Genomic DNA, 14,505 nt, shown 5'->3' with positions numbered 1-14,505 from the left:
GTATCTAAGAGGAGATACGCTTCCGCAGACGCCCAACTAGTCCTTTGGGCGCGGTTGGCTCCTCGTAATATCCCTGTCCATAGCCATAGCCGTAGCCATAGCCATAACCGTAGCCGTACATACCATTTGGCTTAGCATCGTTCAGGATGGTAGTCAGCTTAGTGAAACCGTTGGCACGAATTAGCTTGTTGATATTCTTCAGGAAGGCTTTCTTGGAGTAATTAGCGCGCACAATGTAGATCGGTACATCGGCTTTGCGCATAATCAGGATTCCGTCTGTGACCAATCCTACCGGGGGCGTGTCAATCATCACTACATCGTAGTGCCGGTATAGTTCTGCCAGTAGCTCGTCAAACTTCGGATTTAGTATAAGCTCCGATGGATTGGGCGGTGTAGGACCGGCCGAGATAAAATCAAGGGTAGGGATAGGGGTATGCTGAATGCATTCTTCCCAAGTATGACGCTCAATCAGAATTGTACTGACGCCTTTCACGTTGGGAGCGTCAAAGGCCAGATTGACCTTGGGTTTCCGCATATCCAGATCCAGTACCACCACTCGCTGCTCGGAAGAAGCGATAATAGCCGCCAAATTTACCGTCACGAAGGTCTTGCCCTCGCCGCTGATTGTCGACGTCACCGATATAAGACGCTTCTTCTTGGAAGAAGCCATAAATTCCAAATTAGTACGAATGGAGCGAATAGCCTCCGAAATTGCTGATTTGGGGTTTTTATCTACCACCAGCTTTGACACGGCCATTTTCTCCCGGTCGTAGGTAGGGATTACACCCAATACAGTCGCAGTGCTGTTCCGCTCCAACTCCCCGATATTCGTTACGGTGTTGTGCATGAGGTAACGCACCGCAATCAGCCCGATGCCCAACACAATACCTCCAGCTAATCCAATAGCATATACCATAGCCCGAACTGGTGATATGGGAGTAGCTGGGGCGGACGCAGGTGATAGAATCTGGAAATCAGGTGTAGTTCCGGCCATTGCCATACCATACGATATTTTGCGTTCCATCAGCATCCCGGTATTGCGCTCCAATGCCTCAAACGGTCTACGTAGTCGTTCTTGCTCTGTAAATTTTTGAGGAAGGGCTTGCAATTTAGCTTCCATCTGCTGGCGTTGTTGGTCCATTAACGCCAACTGCTTTTGCAGTACAGTTTGGTTTTGCAATAACAACTCCTGCACCGTTTTCTTGGTGAAAGCCAGCGCCTCCTGTCGTAGTTGAACAGCAGTAGTAGTGGGTTTATATGATTTTAAGACCTGCTGCAACTCCAATTGCTGGTTGTTGAACTGTTGTAATAATTGTGGTAGCTGTGAATCGCCCATATCCCCTAATGCGGGAATAGCCTGCGCCACATCCACGTCTTCACGTCCAACTATCTGATCATTATTTACAGTATTGCGAAGTTCCGTAAGCAGTTTCACTTTCTCCAGCAACTTCCGTCGCTCCACCTCCTGATCAGCAATAGTAGAAGCGACAGTAGTCAGCTCTCCTTTCACATCAAAGGCTTGATTACGTTCTGCAAACGACTGAATAGCACCTTCCGCTTTGCTTAATTCAGCTCGGCTTTTTTCTAATTCAGAATCGATGTACCGAAGTGTGCGAGCTGCCTTTTCCTGCTTCTTCAGTACCTTTTCAATTAAATAAACTGTATCTACCTTATTAACAATATCCTGAGCTTTAAGTGGTGTTTTATCTGTGAAGGATATATTAATTGTATTTGCATCCGGATTCTCGATTGCCACACTTAGATTAGTATTTAAATAATTATTGATGGCACCACTATCGTTAATTATAAAATAGTAGTTGCCATCTATTACATCCGGACTAAAGAAATCAGTCTTAGATACAGTTAGCACGAAGCCAGGCGTTTGAATAGGCTGACCAATGGTATATTCTTGGCTTTGCTCCTGACCATTTAATTCATAGGAGAGTGTAAATCGATTTTCATCTAGAAAATCGACTACAAATCGGGTATTAAACTGCGAGTCATTCTGCTTGGTATAGTTGACCGTAAATGGCGAAATCCGATACAACTCACGCTCTAATACTGTGCCCTCAGCATAGTAATTTACGTCTAGCATCAGTGAGTCTTTCAGACGCCGGTAGATCAGGTCAGACTTAATCAGCTCTACCTCGCCGGATAGCTTATTAAGGCTTTGCTGCTGCTCCATGCCTTCGCCAATACTGCCTAGTCCTAGTACCCCAGCCTCTGTTTTTTCATCGATTTTTAGCACCGACGATGACCGGTAGATAGGTGGCGTATAACGCAAAAACAGCCATGAGGCTGTCAATCCCAAGCCAATCAGCAATACAACCCATGGTAAGCTTTTGCGCGCTACCATGAGAAGTGTAGTTAGATCCAGACCGGGGCCTTCTTCTTCTTCAGACTCCGCCTCACTACCACCCGCGTTGCGGATCAGCTCTTCTAATTCAACTTCTTCTCTCGCAGCCATAGAGCGCTTTGCTGTTGATTTTGGTTAAAGCAGCTTAACATTAATAGCAAGCATGATACCTACTAATTATTGTTTCTCAGCGCAATCGACAAATAGATGATAGTGGTAGCCAGTCCTGCTAGTCCACTAACGATACTAAACAAAGGTGCAATATCCCCCACTGCCTCAAAGAAAGGACGGCGTACAGGTTCAACATAAATTATATCATTGGGTTCCACCTGTAGATTAGCCTGACGCATGCCCGCAAAAGAAGTCAGGTCGATAACCTGCACGCGTGGATTTTTCAAATCACCTCGGATCAAGCGGATATTATCTGCTCGACCCACCCGATTGGTCCCTATGCCAGTAACGGCACCACCATCTATACCGCCAGCTAATGCTAGCACCTCAATGAGGTTCATATTATCGTTGACCAATGGAATGATCTGGCCACTACTACCACCAACAGCTCCCAATATGACGATGCGATTATTACTGACCTGGGTAGTGACAAACGGCTGCTGGTAAAACTCATTGTACCGGCCTTTAAGCACGCTATCTGCTTCTAGCAAAGTATAGCCGCTAAGTTTTACATCACCTACCATTGGTAAGCGCACTAGGCCATCGTTCTGTACTAGAAACTCGGTGCCACCATTTTGAACACCCCCCCCGCGATTAGTGGCCTGCCGGCCAGTTCCAGCGGGCTGCCGTACGCCTCCACCAGTAGGAGACCCAAATAGCAACTCGCCATTCGGATCTATAATAGACTCCCCCTCATTTGTATACACCCGAATAGCGAGGTAGTCGTTAGGCTGGATAATGTAGTTGCGCTCAGCACGATTTACAGCACGTCGTAGTTTAGACGTGTCAGCCATAGTGCCGTCGAGGCGAAACATGGTGTTCTGCTGCCGCACGCGTGAGGTAGTGCAGGAAGAGAGTAGCGTTAGCAGCGCAAAAGGCAAGCATAACAGCCAGAAAAACAGATGGCGACGGGTAGTGGATAGTTGTTGCATGCAGGCCGGACGAGCCGGATCAGAGCTATAATACAAGGAGACAGCACGTTAGCACTGTTTTACCTATCTGGAAACCTTCAAAGTAACCAAATTGGTGGTGGCTTTCAAAATTCACACCAGTATGCGTCGATACCTGAGCACTACCAACATGCTTTATTTTTTAATATCAACGTATATGTAATAACTTACGTTTGTTAGTATAAACTTGTCTCCCACCCCACCCATGCTAGTAGAAGAAGTTGAAAATCAGACGCTGATTACACAGATGGTGCGCGATTTTAGTGCTATCCATATCAAACCGCACATGATGCGCTGGGATGAAAGCCAGGAATTTCCTATTGACGTTTTTCATAAGCTAGGCGAATTAGGCCTAATGGGCGTCCTGGTCCCGCAGCAGTATGGCGGCTCAGGCTTTGGCTATCCAGAGTACGTGACAGCCATTGCCGAACTATCAAAAGTTGATGGAAGCATCGGTCTTTCGATGGCGGCGCATAATTCGCTTTGTACGGGTCACATTTTGCAGCATGCTTCCGAGGAGCAAAAGCAAAAGTATCTCCCGAAGTTGGCATCCGGCGAGTGGATTGGCGCCTGGGGCCTTACCGAACCTAATACTGGCTCAGATGCTGGCAACATGCGCACCACCGCCGTACTGGATGGCAATGAATACGTGCTTAACGGCGCTAAGAACTTCATCACTCACGGCAGATCGGGTCACGTAGCCGTAGTAATTGCACGCACAGGCGAGGTAGGCGACTCGCACGGTATGACGGCCTTTATTGTAGAGCGCGGCACGCCCGGCTTTGCAGGCGGCCGTAAGGAGGACAAACTAGGTATGCGCGCTTCTGAAACAACGGAGATGATTTTTACGGACTGCCGAGTACCTCAAGAAAACGTGATTGGGCAGGTAGGCGACGGCTTTATTCAGTCACTGAAGGTGCTGGATGGTGGCCGCATCAGCATTGCAGCGCTCAGCCTGGGTATTGCACAGGGTGCCCTGGAGGCGGCCCTGCGCTATTCGCAGGAGCGTCATCAATTCAATCAGCCTATTAGCAATTTTCAGGGCATTTCCTTTAAGCTGGCTGATATGGCCACGGAAATAGAAGCAGCCTCCTTGCTTACCTACCGCGCCGCCGATATGAAGCAACGGGGCCAAAACGTGAACCGCGAATCGGCTATGGCGAAACTCTATGCGTCGGAGGTAGCAGTGCGCGTGGCAAATGAGGGCGTGCAGATTTTTGGTGGCTATGGCTACACCAAAGACTACCCTGCGGAGAAATACTACCGAGACGCCAAGCTTTGCACCATTGGAGAGGGCACTTCTGAAATTCAAAAGCTGGTTATTGCCCGCAGCCTGCTCAGTGCTTGAGTTCGATATTGCTAACTTCCATCTCCATATAGCATACCCGAAGAAACTAACTTGAAAGACTGTAAAACACTTTATCGTCTGAAACTTAGTATGCTTGCTTTGAAATCATCAGAAACTATGATTATCTTTGCAGCCCTTTACCAAAGCAGAAGTTTTCAAGCTAACTGAACATATGATCATCGTCCAAATCAAGGAGAACGAGTCGGTAGACCGCGCGCTGAAGCGCTTCAAGAAGAAATTTGAGCGCACAGGCGTGCTGAAAGAGCTGCGTCGCCGCACGTTCTTCCAGAAGCCGTCGGTAACCAATCGCAAGCAGAAAGAGAAGGCTATCTACAAGCAAGCCACCTACGGCACGGGCAACGACTAGCCTGATTGCTCTTTGAGTTGACAAAACCGGCTGATCAGCTTTCCGGAGCTAGTCAGCCGGTTTTTCGCGTGCATACTTTTCTACAGAATTCCATACATTGGCAACCCGACCCCTACCTGGCCGGAGTATTTGTATGGAATTGTTTTTTGAGTACCTACGCTTCGAAAAGCGTTATAGTCCGCACACTTTACTGTCATACCAAACGGATTTGCGACAGTTTGCTGAGTATCTACTGGTGGAGTATGAACTGGTAGAGCCGGCCCAAGCTGATCACACACTGATTCGTAGTTGGGTAGTGAGCCTGATGCAGCAGGAGTTGGATCCGCGCACCGTAAACCGCAAAATTGCCTGTCTACGCTCCTACTATAAGTTTCTACTACAAACGGGTGTTGCCACACGCAACCCCATGCTGCGCATCAAGTCGCCGAAGGTAGCGAAGAAGCTGCCCGACTTTGTACCCGAGGACTCATTAAACGGGCTACTGAATTCATTTGAATTTCCAGGCACTTTTGCTGGCGTGCGCGACCAATTGTTGCTCGAATTGCTCTATGGCACAGGAATCCGCTTATCAGAGTTGATTGGCATCCACCACGATGACGTAAGCCTGGCCGGCCGCACAGTGCGCGTTACAGGAAAAGGCAACAAGCAGCGCATAGTGCCACTCAACCCTACTTTATTGGCTGTGTTAGACAAATACTTACTGCAAAAGCAGCAGGAATTTGGGACGGCCGACAACGCCCAGCGGGTGCTCCTCGTTACGGATAAGGGAGACCCGCTCTACGAGAAGTTTGTCTATCGTACTGTGAAGCACTATCTGAGCCAGATCACCACCGCGTCGTCGCAGCAACATCCGCACGTGCTGCGACATTCCTTTGCTACGCACCTGCTTGGCAAAGGGGCCGACCTCAATGCTATTAAAGAGCTGTTGGGGCATGCTAATCTGGCTGCTACTCAAGTGTACACGCATTTATCGATTGACAAGCTAAAAGCGGTTTTTGAGCAGGCTCATCCAAAAGCCTAAGCTATTTCTTTTACCCTTAACCCCTTACCCGATGAAAGTACAGATGCATTCGGTGCACTTCACTGCCGACCAATCCTTGCTCGATTTCATCCAGAAGCGCCTCGACAAACTGGAAACCTTCTATGACCGCGTGACAGAAGGCGAAGTTATTCTGAAGTTGAACAACAAAGATGGCATTAGCAATAAAACCCTGGAAGTGAAGCTACTGGTACCTGGCTCCACTATTTTTTGCCAGGAAGAAGCGCCTACCTTCGAGTCGGCGGCTGATGCAGCGTATGAATGCCTACGCCGACAGATCGTGAAGTACAAGGAAAAACACATGTCACACTAAGGCCGCAGCCTTACGTAATATACATCCGGCAACTAGCAAAAGGCCCTACCCACTCGTTGTGGGTAGGGCCTTTTGCTAGTTGCTGAATTTCTAACCTTATAGTTCAAACGCTCCCTTAATCTGCTCCACGTAGTCGAGCTTTTCCCAGGTGAAGGTTTCGGCGGTTTGGCCGTTGCCATTCAACGAAACCTGACCGGGCTGACGGCCCATGTGTCCGTAGGCTGCCGTGGCGCCGAAGATGGGCTTTTGCAGGCCCAGGCGCTGCACAATGGCGTATGGGCGCATATCAAACAGCTGCTGCACTTTCGCCGAAATTTCACCATCGGTGAGTAGTTGGCCGCTGGGGTTGGTAGCCTTGGTGGTGCCATAGGTGGTCACGTACACGCCTACTGGCTTGGCTACGCCAATAGCATAGGCTACCTGTACCAGCACTTGATCGGCCACGCCAGCGGCTACCAGGTTTTTGGCAATGTGCCGCGCCGCGTACGCAGCCGAGCGGTCTACTTTGGAGGAGTCTTTGCCGGAGAAAGCACCACCGCCGTGGGCGCCCTTGCCGCCGTAGGTATCCACAATAATTTTGCGCCCCGTGAGGCCGGAGTCGCCGTGCGGCCCACCGATTACAAACTTGCCGGTAGGATTGATGTGGTAAGTAATCTGGTCGGTGAAGAGGCGTTGCACATCAGCGCTCAGATTAGCTTTCACACGCGGAATCAGGATGGTTTTGATGTCGGTGGCAATCTGCGTGAGCATCTTTTCCTCCGATTCGTCGAACTCATCGTGCTGGGTGCTCACCACAATGGTTTCGATGGCTTCGGGCGTATTGTCGTCGGCGTAGCGGATGGTCACCTGGGCCTTAGCATCGGGCCGAAGGTAAGTCATTTCCTTACCCTCCTTGCGAATGGCGGCCAACTCGCGCAGCAGCCGGTGCGATAGGTCCAGCGCTAGGGGCATGTAGTTCTCGGTCTCGCGGGTAGCGTAGCCGAACATCATGCCCTGGTCGCCGGCCCCCTGCTCTTCGGGGTTTTGACGCTCTACACCTTGGTTGATATCGGGCGACTGCGCGTGCAGGCGATTTTCTACCTGGCAGGTGTTGCCGTCGAACTTGTAGTCGGGGTTGTTATAACCGATGCGACGAATCACGTCGCGGGCAATCTGTTCTACGTCTACCTGTGCCGTAGATTTGATTTCGCCGGCGAGCAGTACATAGTCGGTGGTAACGAGCGTTTCGCAGGCCACCTTGGAAGTGGGGTCCTGACGCAGAAATTCGTCGAGGATAGCGTCCGAAATCTGGTCGGCTATTTTATCGGGGTGGCCTTCCGAAACCGATTCGGAGGTGAACAAGTACGGCATCAGCGTAGAAGCATATAAGGTACGCAAGGGGCCGGCAGCCCCTGCCCCACACTGGCGGTGAAACCAGGTAGGACCGCAAAGCTACGAGTTTTACTCATGGCGAAGGAAATGGTATGTAAAAATGCTTCGCTCCTCTTTTCTAAAGTAGTGTGCAGATTCCTCGCTTTTTGCGTTCTTCGCCCTTCTTTACTAACACACAATTCATTAGATGTCTTATCGCTACTTACTACTCTGCTGCGTCTGTCTTCTGCTATCTGGGCGCGCGCGCGCTCAAGCTTTTGAAAAAGGTTATTTGGCTTTAAGTACTGGCGACACGCTGCGGGGCGAAATAGAAAACCTATTTTGGTCCGATCCACCCACAGCTATACGCTTCCGAGCTGCCACTACGGCTCCTCTTACTAGCTATACGGCCCGGCAACTGCGCGGCATTGGCCTCGCTTCGGGTAGGGTGCTGCGCCGTGAGGTGGTGCCACTGGATCGGACGGCTCAAGTAGCGATGGACAAGCTGCCATATGGCCCTAGTCGGCAACAACGCCCCGATACCGTATTGGCCGATGTGCTGGTGGATGGCGCGGCCTTACTGCTTGAAGTCAAGCTAAACGATGTCAGGCATTTTCTAGTTCGGCGCGAAGGCCAACCCTACCTCGAACTGGCCGAAAGGCGTTACCTAAGGCAAGATGATGACGCTACCCGGGTAATGGATGGCAACACTTACCGGGGGGAGTTGTCGCAGTATTTCAACGACTGCCCACCTACCAAGGAAGTGGTGAAGAAAGCACCCTTCAACGCAGAAAGTATAGTGCGCGTGGTGCAGAGCTATAACATACAGTGCTCCGCTGAACGAAAAGCTGGTAAAACAGGACAAACCAGCGAGAAAGGACGTTCCAATATCTTGGTGCAAATTGGCCCCGTAGTGGGGATACGCTACAACACCAGTCGCCTGCACCCCTACAACCAGACCGGGCAACCTGGCCCCCTAAATGACCTGGATCTGGATGGGCAGCTGCACGGCCAGGTAGGTATATATTTCGATGTGGTAAATCCCGGCCGCAGGCCGGCGCTGCATACGGCCCTAACTTACACGCGTTTCGGCCGCCGCATTGACATTCGTTCTCTCACTGGGGTAGGGCCTGATGGATCCTTAGATTGGCGTGGCCAGCTTATTTCTGCACAATTGGGCCTGCGCCTGCTGGGAAAGGGTCGCTATCAGTGGCTGGGTGGCGCCGGGGTTGAGTTAAATACTATTTATAGTGAGAGTGTGTTTTATAGCGGCTTTCGCCGCTCTCTCTTTCCTTACCTCGAAGCCGGAGTACGACACAATCGCCTAACCTTGGCGCTGATCGGCAGACGTTATGGGCGGGAGGAACTCACCAACTTCAGTATCTTGGAGGTTAGGCCCGGCGAGTACGAAAGCTCATACCACAACTATCAAAGTCGTACGCTGAGCATAGCCTTATCGCTAGCTTACCAACTCACCCGCCGTGATAAGATAGAAACACGTTGAAAGATAGCCTCCTTTTACGGCGTTGCCAGCTCACTATTCCCATTTCATCATTACTCTTGGTAGGCTCAGTAACTGAAACGCTTTCTTTCGCTTATGAAATACCCTCCCTCCTTTGTGCTGGTTACCTTACTAACCATGGCCACTTTACCTGTGGCAACGGCTCAGAAAGCGCCTTCGCCCTATAAAACACGCTTTGCCGTGGATGCGCCCATCACGGCGGGGCTGGGTACCATTAGCGGCTTAGGGTTATATTTAGTCTCACAGAAAGATGGCCTGAATGACGCTCAGCTAGCGACGCTGAACAAGAACGACGTACCCAAATTCGACCGATTCTCGGCTGGTTACTACAGTACTACTGCCCAAACGGTAGGAGACTTCATTGTATATCCTACCCTGCTTATTGCGCCGGGCTTGCTGGCGCTGAATGGTGATGTGCGCGGGCGGTATGGTCAAGTGCTGGGCCTGTACTTGCAGACTCTGGCAGCCCAGAACGCCATTTTCACTATGACTATTGGTACTACTACACGCTACCGTCCTTTCCTATATGGTACCGAGGGAGGCAGCGACCGAAACAGCCATATCTCTACCAACTCTTTCTACGCTGGTCATACTGCTAATACCGCAGCGGCTACTTTTTTTGCAGCCAAAGTATACCACGATTTTCATCCTGGCTCAGCGGCCGAACCGTTTGTGTGGACGGCAGCGGCCTTGGTGCCAGCTGCGCAAGCTTATACGCGCCTTAAAGCGGGCAAGCACTTTTTGTCCGACAACATCGTAGGCTATGCCATTGGCGCAGCCACAGGCATCGTGGTTCCCCAGTTGCACAAAACCGCCGAGCGCACTGGCCTTTCGCTAACGCCGGTGCAGGGAATTAATATTAACGGCTACGGGTATAGTGGCCTGGCTATTACGAAGCGGCTGTAAATAACCGAAAACAAAAGACCAAAAGCCCCGCTGTCGATATAGACAGCGGGGCTTTTGGTCTTTTGCAAGGCAGCGCAACCTACTGTCCGGTACCACTACTGCTCCCTATCCCGGCGGGCTTCAGATTCATCTCGAACAGCTTCAGAATCCGTTTGTATTCGTCGGTCCAAGAGGCGGGTTCCTCGAAGCCGTGGTTCTCGACGGGGTAGACGGCCAGCTCCCAGTTTTCTTTGTGTAGCTCGATGAGGCGCTGCGAAAGGCGCACAATGTCCTGAAAATGCACGTTGGTGTCCACCATGCCATGGCACATGAGTAGGGCGCCCTTTAAGCCATCTGCGTAGTAGATGGGCGAGGAGCGGACGTAGGCGATGCTGTCGTTGTAGGGCTCATTGAGGATATTGTCGGTGTAGCCGTGGTTGTAGTGCGCCCAGTCCGTGACGGAGCGCAGGGCCGCACCGGCTTTAAACACCTCGGGCTGGGTGAACATGGCCATGAGCGTGATGAAGCCGCCGTAGCTGCCACCGTAAATACCAATGCGCTGGGGGCTGACTCCGTATTTTTCAGCTAACATCTTGGCGCCGTCTACGTGGTCGGTGAGGTCTTTGCCACCCATATAGCGGTAGATGCCGGTGCGTACGTCGCGGCCGTAGCCGGCCGAGCCGCGGTAGTCCATGTCCAGTACGGTGTAGCCTTTCTCTACCAGCAGATTATGGAACATGTACTCGCGGAAGTAGCTGCTCCACCACTTGTGCGCGTTTTGCAGGTAGCCAGCACCATGCACAAAAATCACGGCCGGACCTTGCGCCGCGGGGGTAGCGGGGCGGTAAAGGCGGGCATACACATCGGCGCCGTCGCGGGCTTTGAAGGTCACAACTTCCGGTTCGCGCCAGGGGTAGCTTTCAAACTCGGGGGTAGTGGAGTGCGTGAGCTGGCGCATTTTGGCGCCGGGCTTGTTGTCCATCACGTACAGCTCCCAGGGCTTGTTGGAGTAGCTGTAGCGCACGGCCAAGGTCTTTTCGTCGGGCGAGAGCGTGACTTCGTTGGCGCCTACCTTACTGGTAATCTGCGTCATGGGGCCGCCTTCTACTGGCATACGGTAGAACTGCTGCTGGCCGGGCTCGGGCTTGTTGGCAGTGAGGTACCAGGTTTTCTTGTCGCGGCTGAGCTGGGCATTCAGGATTTCAAACTTGCCGCTGGTGAGTGCCTTTTTCTGGCCGTTGGTGACATCGATGGTGTAGAGGTGGGAGTAGCCTGTGGCTTCGCTCTGAAACCACATGCGCCGGTTGTCGGGCAGCCAGCCCACGTTGCCGGTGCCATAGCCAATGCCAGGCCCATTGATCCAGGCGTCGTCGTGCTGACGGTCCAGAAGGGTAATTTTCTGGGTAGCAGGGTCGAGGCCCACAATCCAGCGGTCCTTGTTGTCGGCCGAGCGAATGACTACGAAAGCATGCTTGCCATCGGAGCTCCACACGGGGCCGTAGGGCTGCACGCGGCGCAGCTCGGTGGCTGGCTTTTCCTTTTTGGCGGCCGTAGCAGCTTTGGCTGAGTCGGCGGGGGTAGGTGCTTTGGCTTTCAGTTGATACTCCTTACGGTAGGCCGGCTGCTCGTCGAGCCCTTGTAATTCTTTGTAACCCAGTACAAACGTAGTATCCCTACCCACATCATAAATACCCAATTGCAACGCCGTTTGCGGGGCGCCTACCTTGGTGCGGGTCGAAATATCCTCGGTGAAACCTGAGGCCGTCACGAAGGCCGGCACAATAGCTACTTTCTCGCTGGCCGGCTCTTGCACCAGGGAATAGGTCACGTAGCGGCCATCGGGGGAGAGCTGGAGGCTGCGCACCGATTGCTGACCCAGATAGATGGGCTTGGGCCGCAGCTTGCTAAGGGCTTTTTGCACCCGCTCGCGGGCCTTGGCATCCTGGTCGCGCTGCCGAATGATGTCGAATAGCGCCAGCTGCTGCGCTTTCAAGAATTTCTCTCCGGGGTCAGTAAGGCTAGTTTTGGGCTTCAAGCCCTTGCGGAAGTCGGTGCGCTGAACCGTTTCGCCGGTGGCAGGATTCCAGGTGAACAGGTTGCCGCCGCGGGCGTAGCTTACCAGCTGACCACGCAACGCAAAATCGGGGCTGGATTCGCGCTCAGCGGTGTTCGTCACCTGCCGGATGGTGCCCGCTTTCAGATCCAACAGAAAAATGTCGCCGTCCTTTTCGTACACCTTGCGGGTGTACCGCTCATCGTAGGTACCGCTACCGGCGGGTAGGGCTTGCTGCTCCCGAAAGCCGACCTTCCGGGCAGAACCGCCGCCTGGCGTCACGGAATACAAGGAGTCCTGGCGGTTTTTGTCGGGGTTCCAGCTGAAATAGATGCGCTTGCCATCCTCACTCCAAAACACGTTGCTGGGCGACGTGCCCAGCCACTGGGTAGGGTCGCGCATAATTTTCTCCACGGTTAGCGGAGCCAGCGGCGATGCAGTGGAAGCCGTTTGGGCACTAGCAGCCAGTGGCAATGCGCTAGTGATTACAAGCAGAGCGGAGAGTTTTCGCATAGACAGGCAGAAGGAGGAGCCGCAACTTACGCAGTTCCTCCCAAGGACGCCAACCGCCGGCTGGCGTTGCAACCAGCAGCTTGCCCCAACTCATGCAGTGTTCAATGACTATTTCTGACGCAGCTTTATAATGAAATAGACTATCAGGCAGCTAGCAATAGGAGCCAGACCAATAGAAAAACTAAATATCTTAAGATAAGCAAGGTATGGCAAGTTACCAAACATGACCCATATGATGATTACTGCCAGTAAATAAGTAGTAGTCAACCAAGCTTTTGTGGAATAACTAAGTCGACTAAACAGGATAAAAATCAAAAAAAAGATGAGAGATAGAAACTGAGTAAGCACAGGAAGCAGTACTTCCTCACCGTGCGCAAATGCCAAGGATGGTACCAGCCACAAACACAGTAACAGAACTATGCGTCTGGACATGAAATGGCATTTCATCAACTCATTGAACAGGAACTTGTGCTACAAATCGGCTAACTCCAGGCGCAGGTTGCGGCGGGCGGTGTCTTCCAGCCGCTGCCGAAACTCGGGCGTGCGGTACAGGGTAGGCGCAGCCAGCATCTTCTCCAATACTTTGCGCCGGCCGGGGCGGTAGAGCAAATCCGGAATCAGGCGATACTCTTGCCGGATCTGGCGGGCGTACTGCCAATAATCGGCCTCCGGCGCACCCAGGATTTGCAGATCAGCATCCAGGAAAAACGCCAAGTCGGCATCCGGTGCAGAAAGCGGCTGCGTGTGGTCTTTGGTGCGCTCGATGAGATAGGCCACGCGCTGCCGGCGGGCGGCAGGCAAGGTGGTTTGCTCCAGAAACTTCAAGGCCAGCGCTGCGCTACGCTCCTCATTGTCGGAGCGACGAGCACTGTACACGGCATCATGAAACCAGATGGCAAGCTGCACTACCGTGGAGTCTTGCAGGGTAGAGGCATGGCGCTCAGCAACATCTAGCAGCGCCCGCACGTGGTGCAGGGTGTGGTAATGGCGGTCGGAAGCAGAATAGGCGGCGCTAAGTTGTTCGTACGCTGCGGCTCGGGCGGCCTCATCGGGTAGAAGAGGAGCCGTCAGCTGATGCCAGCGGTTAGATAAGGTAGAATTTGTCACATCAATTGGATTCAGTAGGAAGTCTACTTTCTACAAAAAATGATGCCTGATTAGTTCTTTGTAGGGGCTCCGTACGGATTTAACCGGCGTTTTTCCAAAAAACGCTCAGGAGAAGAGAGCGGTGTGAAGCCGAACTGCTGGTACAGGCCGTGCGCATCTATAGTAGCCAGCATGTGCCGACGCTGGTCTTTCAGCTCGGGGTGCGCCCATATCACCTCCATCAGCCATTTCGACAGCCCCCTACCTCGGAACTCGGGTAGCACAAATACGTCGCAGAGCCAGGCAAACGTGGCCCGGTCCGTAATGACCCGCGCGAAGCCCGCCAATTGGCCATCGGGCGTAAACAGCCCAAAGTTGAGTGAGTTAGCAATGGCGCGTTCCAGGGTTTCCAGCGGCATATTGGTGGCCCAGTAGGAGTCTTCGGACAGATAGCGGTGAATGGCGGCTATGTCTAACTCGGCCGGGTTGGTGCTGATGCGGAAGCCGTCGGGGTTGGTTTGGGAATGCATGGGCAGGATTCGGGTCTATTAC

At 52.4% G+C, this 14,505-nt stretch carries 12 protein-coding genes; 6 read left to right on the top strand and 6 right to left on the bottom strand.

Features of this window, described 5'->3' with window-relative positions; genetic code table 11:
* Window positions 1-4: 4 nt before the first annotated feature.
* Together MUN82_RS20400 and MUN82_RS20395 are read right to left on the bottom strand one after the other, a co-directional pair.
* Window positions 5-2,467, bottom strand: coding sequence for a GumC family protein (locus MUN82_RS20400; protein WP_245093405.1), 2,463 nt, complete (start codon window positions 2,465-2,467; stop codon window positions 5-7).
* 62 nt (window positions 2,468-2,529) lie between these two features.
* A complete protein-coding gene (locus tag MUN82_RS20395; protein WP_245093404.1) occupies window positions 2,530-3,459 on the bottom strand; it encodes a polysaccharide biosynthesis/export family protein in 930 nt (309 codons plus the stop codon).
* A gap of 223 nt (window positions 3,460-3,682) precedes the next feature.
* On the opposite strand from MUN82_RS20395, the gene MUN82_RS20390 reads away from it, so the two are divergent.
* The 4 genes from MUN82_RS20390 (at window position 3,683) to hpf (ending at window position 6,544) form a co-directional block, all read left to right on the top strand.
* Window positions 3,683-4,825 carry an acyl-CoA dehydrogenase family protein gene (locus MUN82_RS20390; RefSeq protein ID WP_245093403.1) on the top strand — a complete coding sequence of 381 codons (1,143 nt, stop codon included), beginning with the start codon at window positions 3,683-3,685 and terminating at the stop codon, window positions 4,823-4,825.
* A 172-nt stretch (window positions 4,826-4,997) separates the two neighbouring features.
* Entirely contained in the window at window positions 4,998-5,192 is a 195-nt protein-coding gene (gene rpsU / locus MUN82_RS20385) for a 30S ribosomal protein S21 (protein WP_185281435.1), read from the top strand.
* A 133-nt stretch (window positions 5,193-5,325) separates the two neighbouring features.
* Window positions 5,326-6,213, top strand: a complete 888-nt coding sequence (locus MUN82_RS20380; protein ID WP_245093402.1) for a tyrosine-type recombinase/integrase — start codon at window positions 5,326-5,328, stop codon at window positions 6,211-6,213.
* 31 nt (window positions 6,214-6,244) lie between these two features.
* Entirely contained in the window at window positions 6,245-6,544 is a 300-nt protein-coding gene (gene hpf, locus MUN82_RS20375) for a ribosome hibernation-promoting factor, HPF/YfiA family (RefSeq protein ID WP_185281437.1), read from the top strand.
* Window positions 6,545-6,640: 96 nt separating this feature from the next.
* Here hpf and metK read toward each other — a convergent pair whose 3' ends face one another.
* The gene (gene metK, locus MUN82_RS20370; RefSeq protein ID WP_245093401.1) at window positions 6,641-7,894 is read right to left on the bottom strand and encodes a methionine adenosyltransferase; all 1,254 of its coding nucleotides are present in this window, start codon (window positions 7,892-7,894) and stop codon (window positions 6,641-6,643) included.
* Between the two features lie 292 nt (window positions 7,895-8,186).
* On the opposite strand from metK, the gene MUN82_RS20365 reads away from it, so the two are divergent.
* On the top strand, window positions 8,187-9,398 hold the full coding sequence (locus MUN82_RS20365; protein ID WP_245093400.1) for a hypothetical protein: 1,212 nt from the start codon (window positions 8,187-8,189) through the stop codon (window positions 9,396-9,398).
* Window positions 9,399-9,491: 93 nt separating this feature from the next.
* Window positions 9,492-10,322 carry a phosphatase PAP2 family protein gene (locus MUN82_RS20360; RefSeq protein ID WP_245093399.1) on the top strand — a complete coding sequence of 277 codons (831 nt, stop codon included), beginning with the start codon at window positions 9,492-9,494 and terminating at the stop codon, window positions 10,320-10,322.
* Between the two features lie 79 nt (window positions 10,323-10,401).
* On the opposite strand, the gene MUN82_RS20355 is transcribed toward MUN82_RS20360, so the two are convergent.
* The 3 genes from MUN82_RS20355 to MUN82_RS20345 form a co-directional block, all read right to left on the bottom strand.
* Window positions 10,402-12,867 (bottom strand): S9 family peptidase, encoded by a 2,466-nt coding sequence (locus MUN82_RS20355; protein WP_245093398.1) that lies wholly within the window; start codon window positions 12,865-12,867, stop codon window positions 10,402-10,404.
* A 471-nt stretch (window positions 12,868-13,338) separates the two neighbouring features.
* On the bottom strand, window positions 13,339-13,974 hold the full coding sequence (locus tag MUN82_RS20350) for an HD domain-containing protein (RefSeq protein ID WP_245093397.1): 636 nt from the start codon (window positions 13,972-13,974) through the stop codon (window positions 13,339-13,341).
* 50 nt (window positions 13,975-14,024) lie between these two features.
* The gene (locus MUN82_RS20345) at window positions 14,025-14,483 is read right to left on the bottom strand and encodes a GNAT family N-acetyltransferase (protein WP_245093395.1); all 459 of its coding nucleotides are present in this window, start codon (window positions 14,481-14,483) and stop codon (window positions 14,025-14,027) included.
* Window positions 14,484-14,505: the final 22 nt, after the last annotated feature.

The sequence above is a fragment of the Hymenobacter aerilatus genome, from assembly GCF_022921095.1.
Classification (GTDB): domain Bacteria; phylum Bacteroidota; class Bacteroidia; order Cytophagales; family Hymenobacteraceae; genus Hymenobacter; species Hymenobacter aerilatus.
Note: the sequence above shows the minus strand (reverse complement) of the source record. Positions and strands in the feature narration are given on the sequence as shown.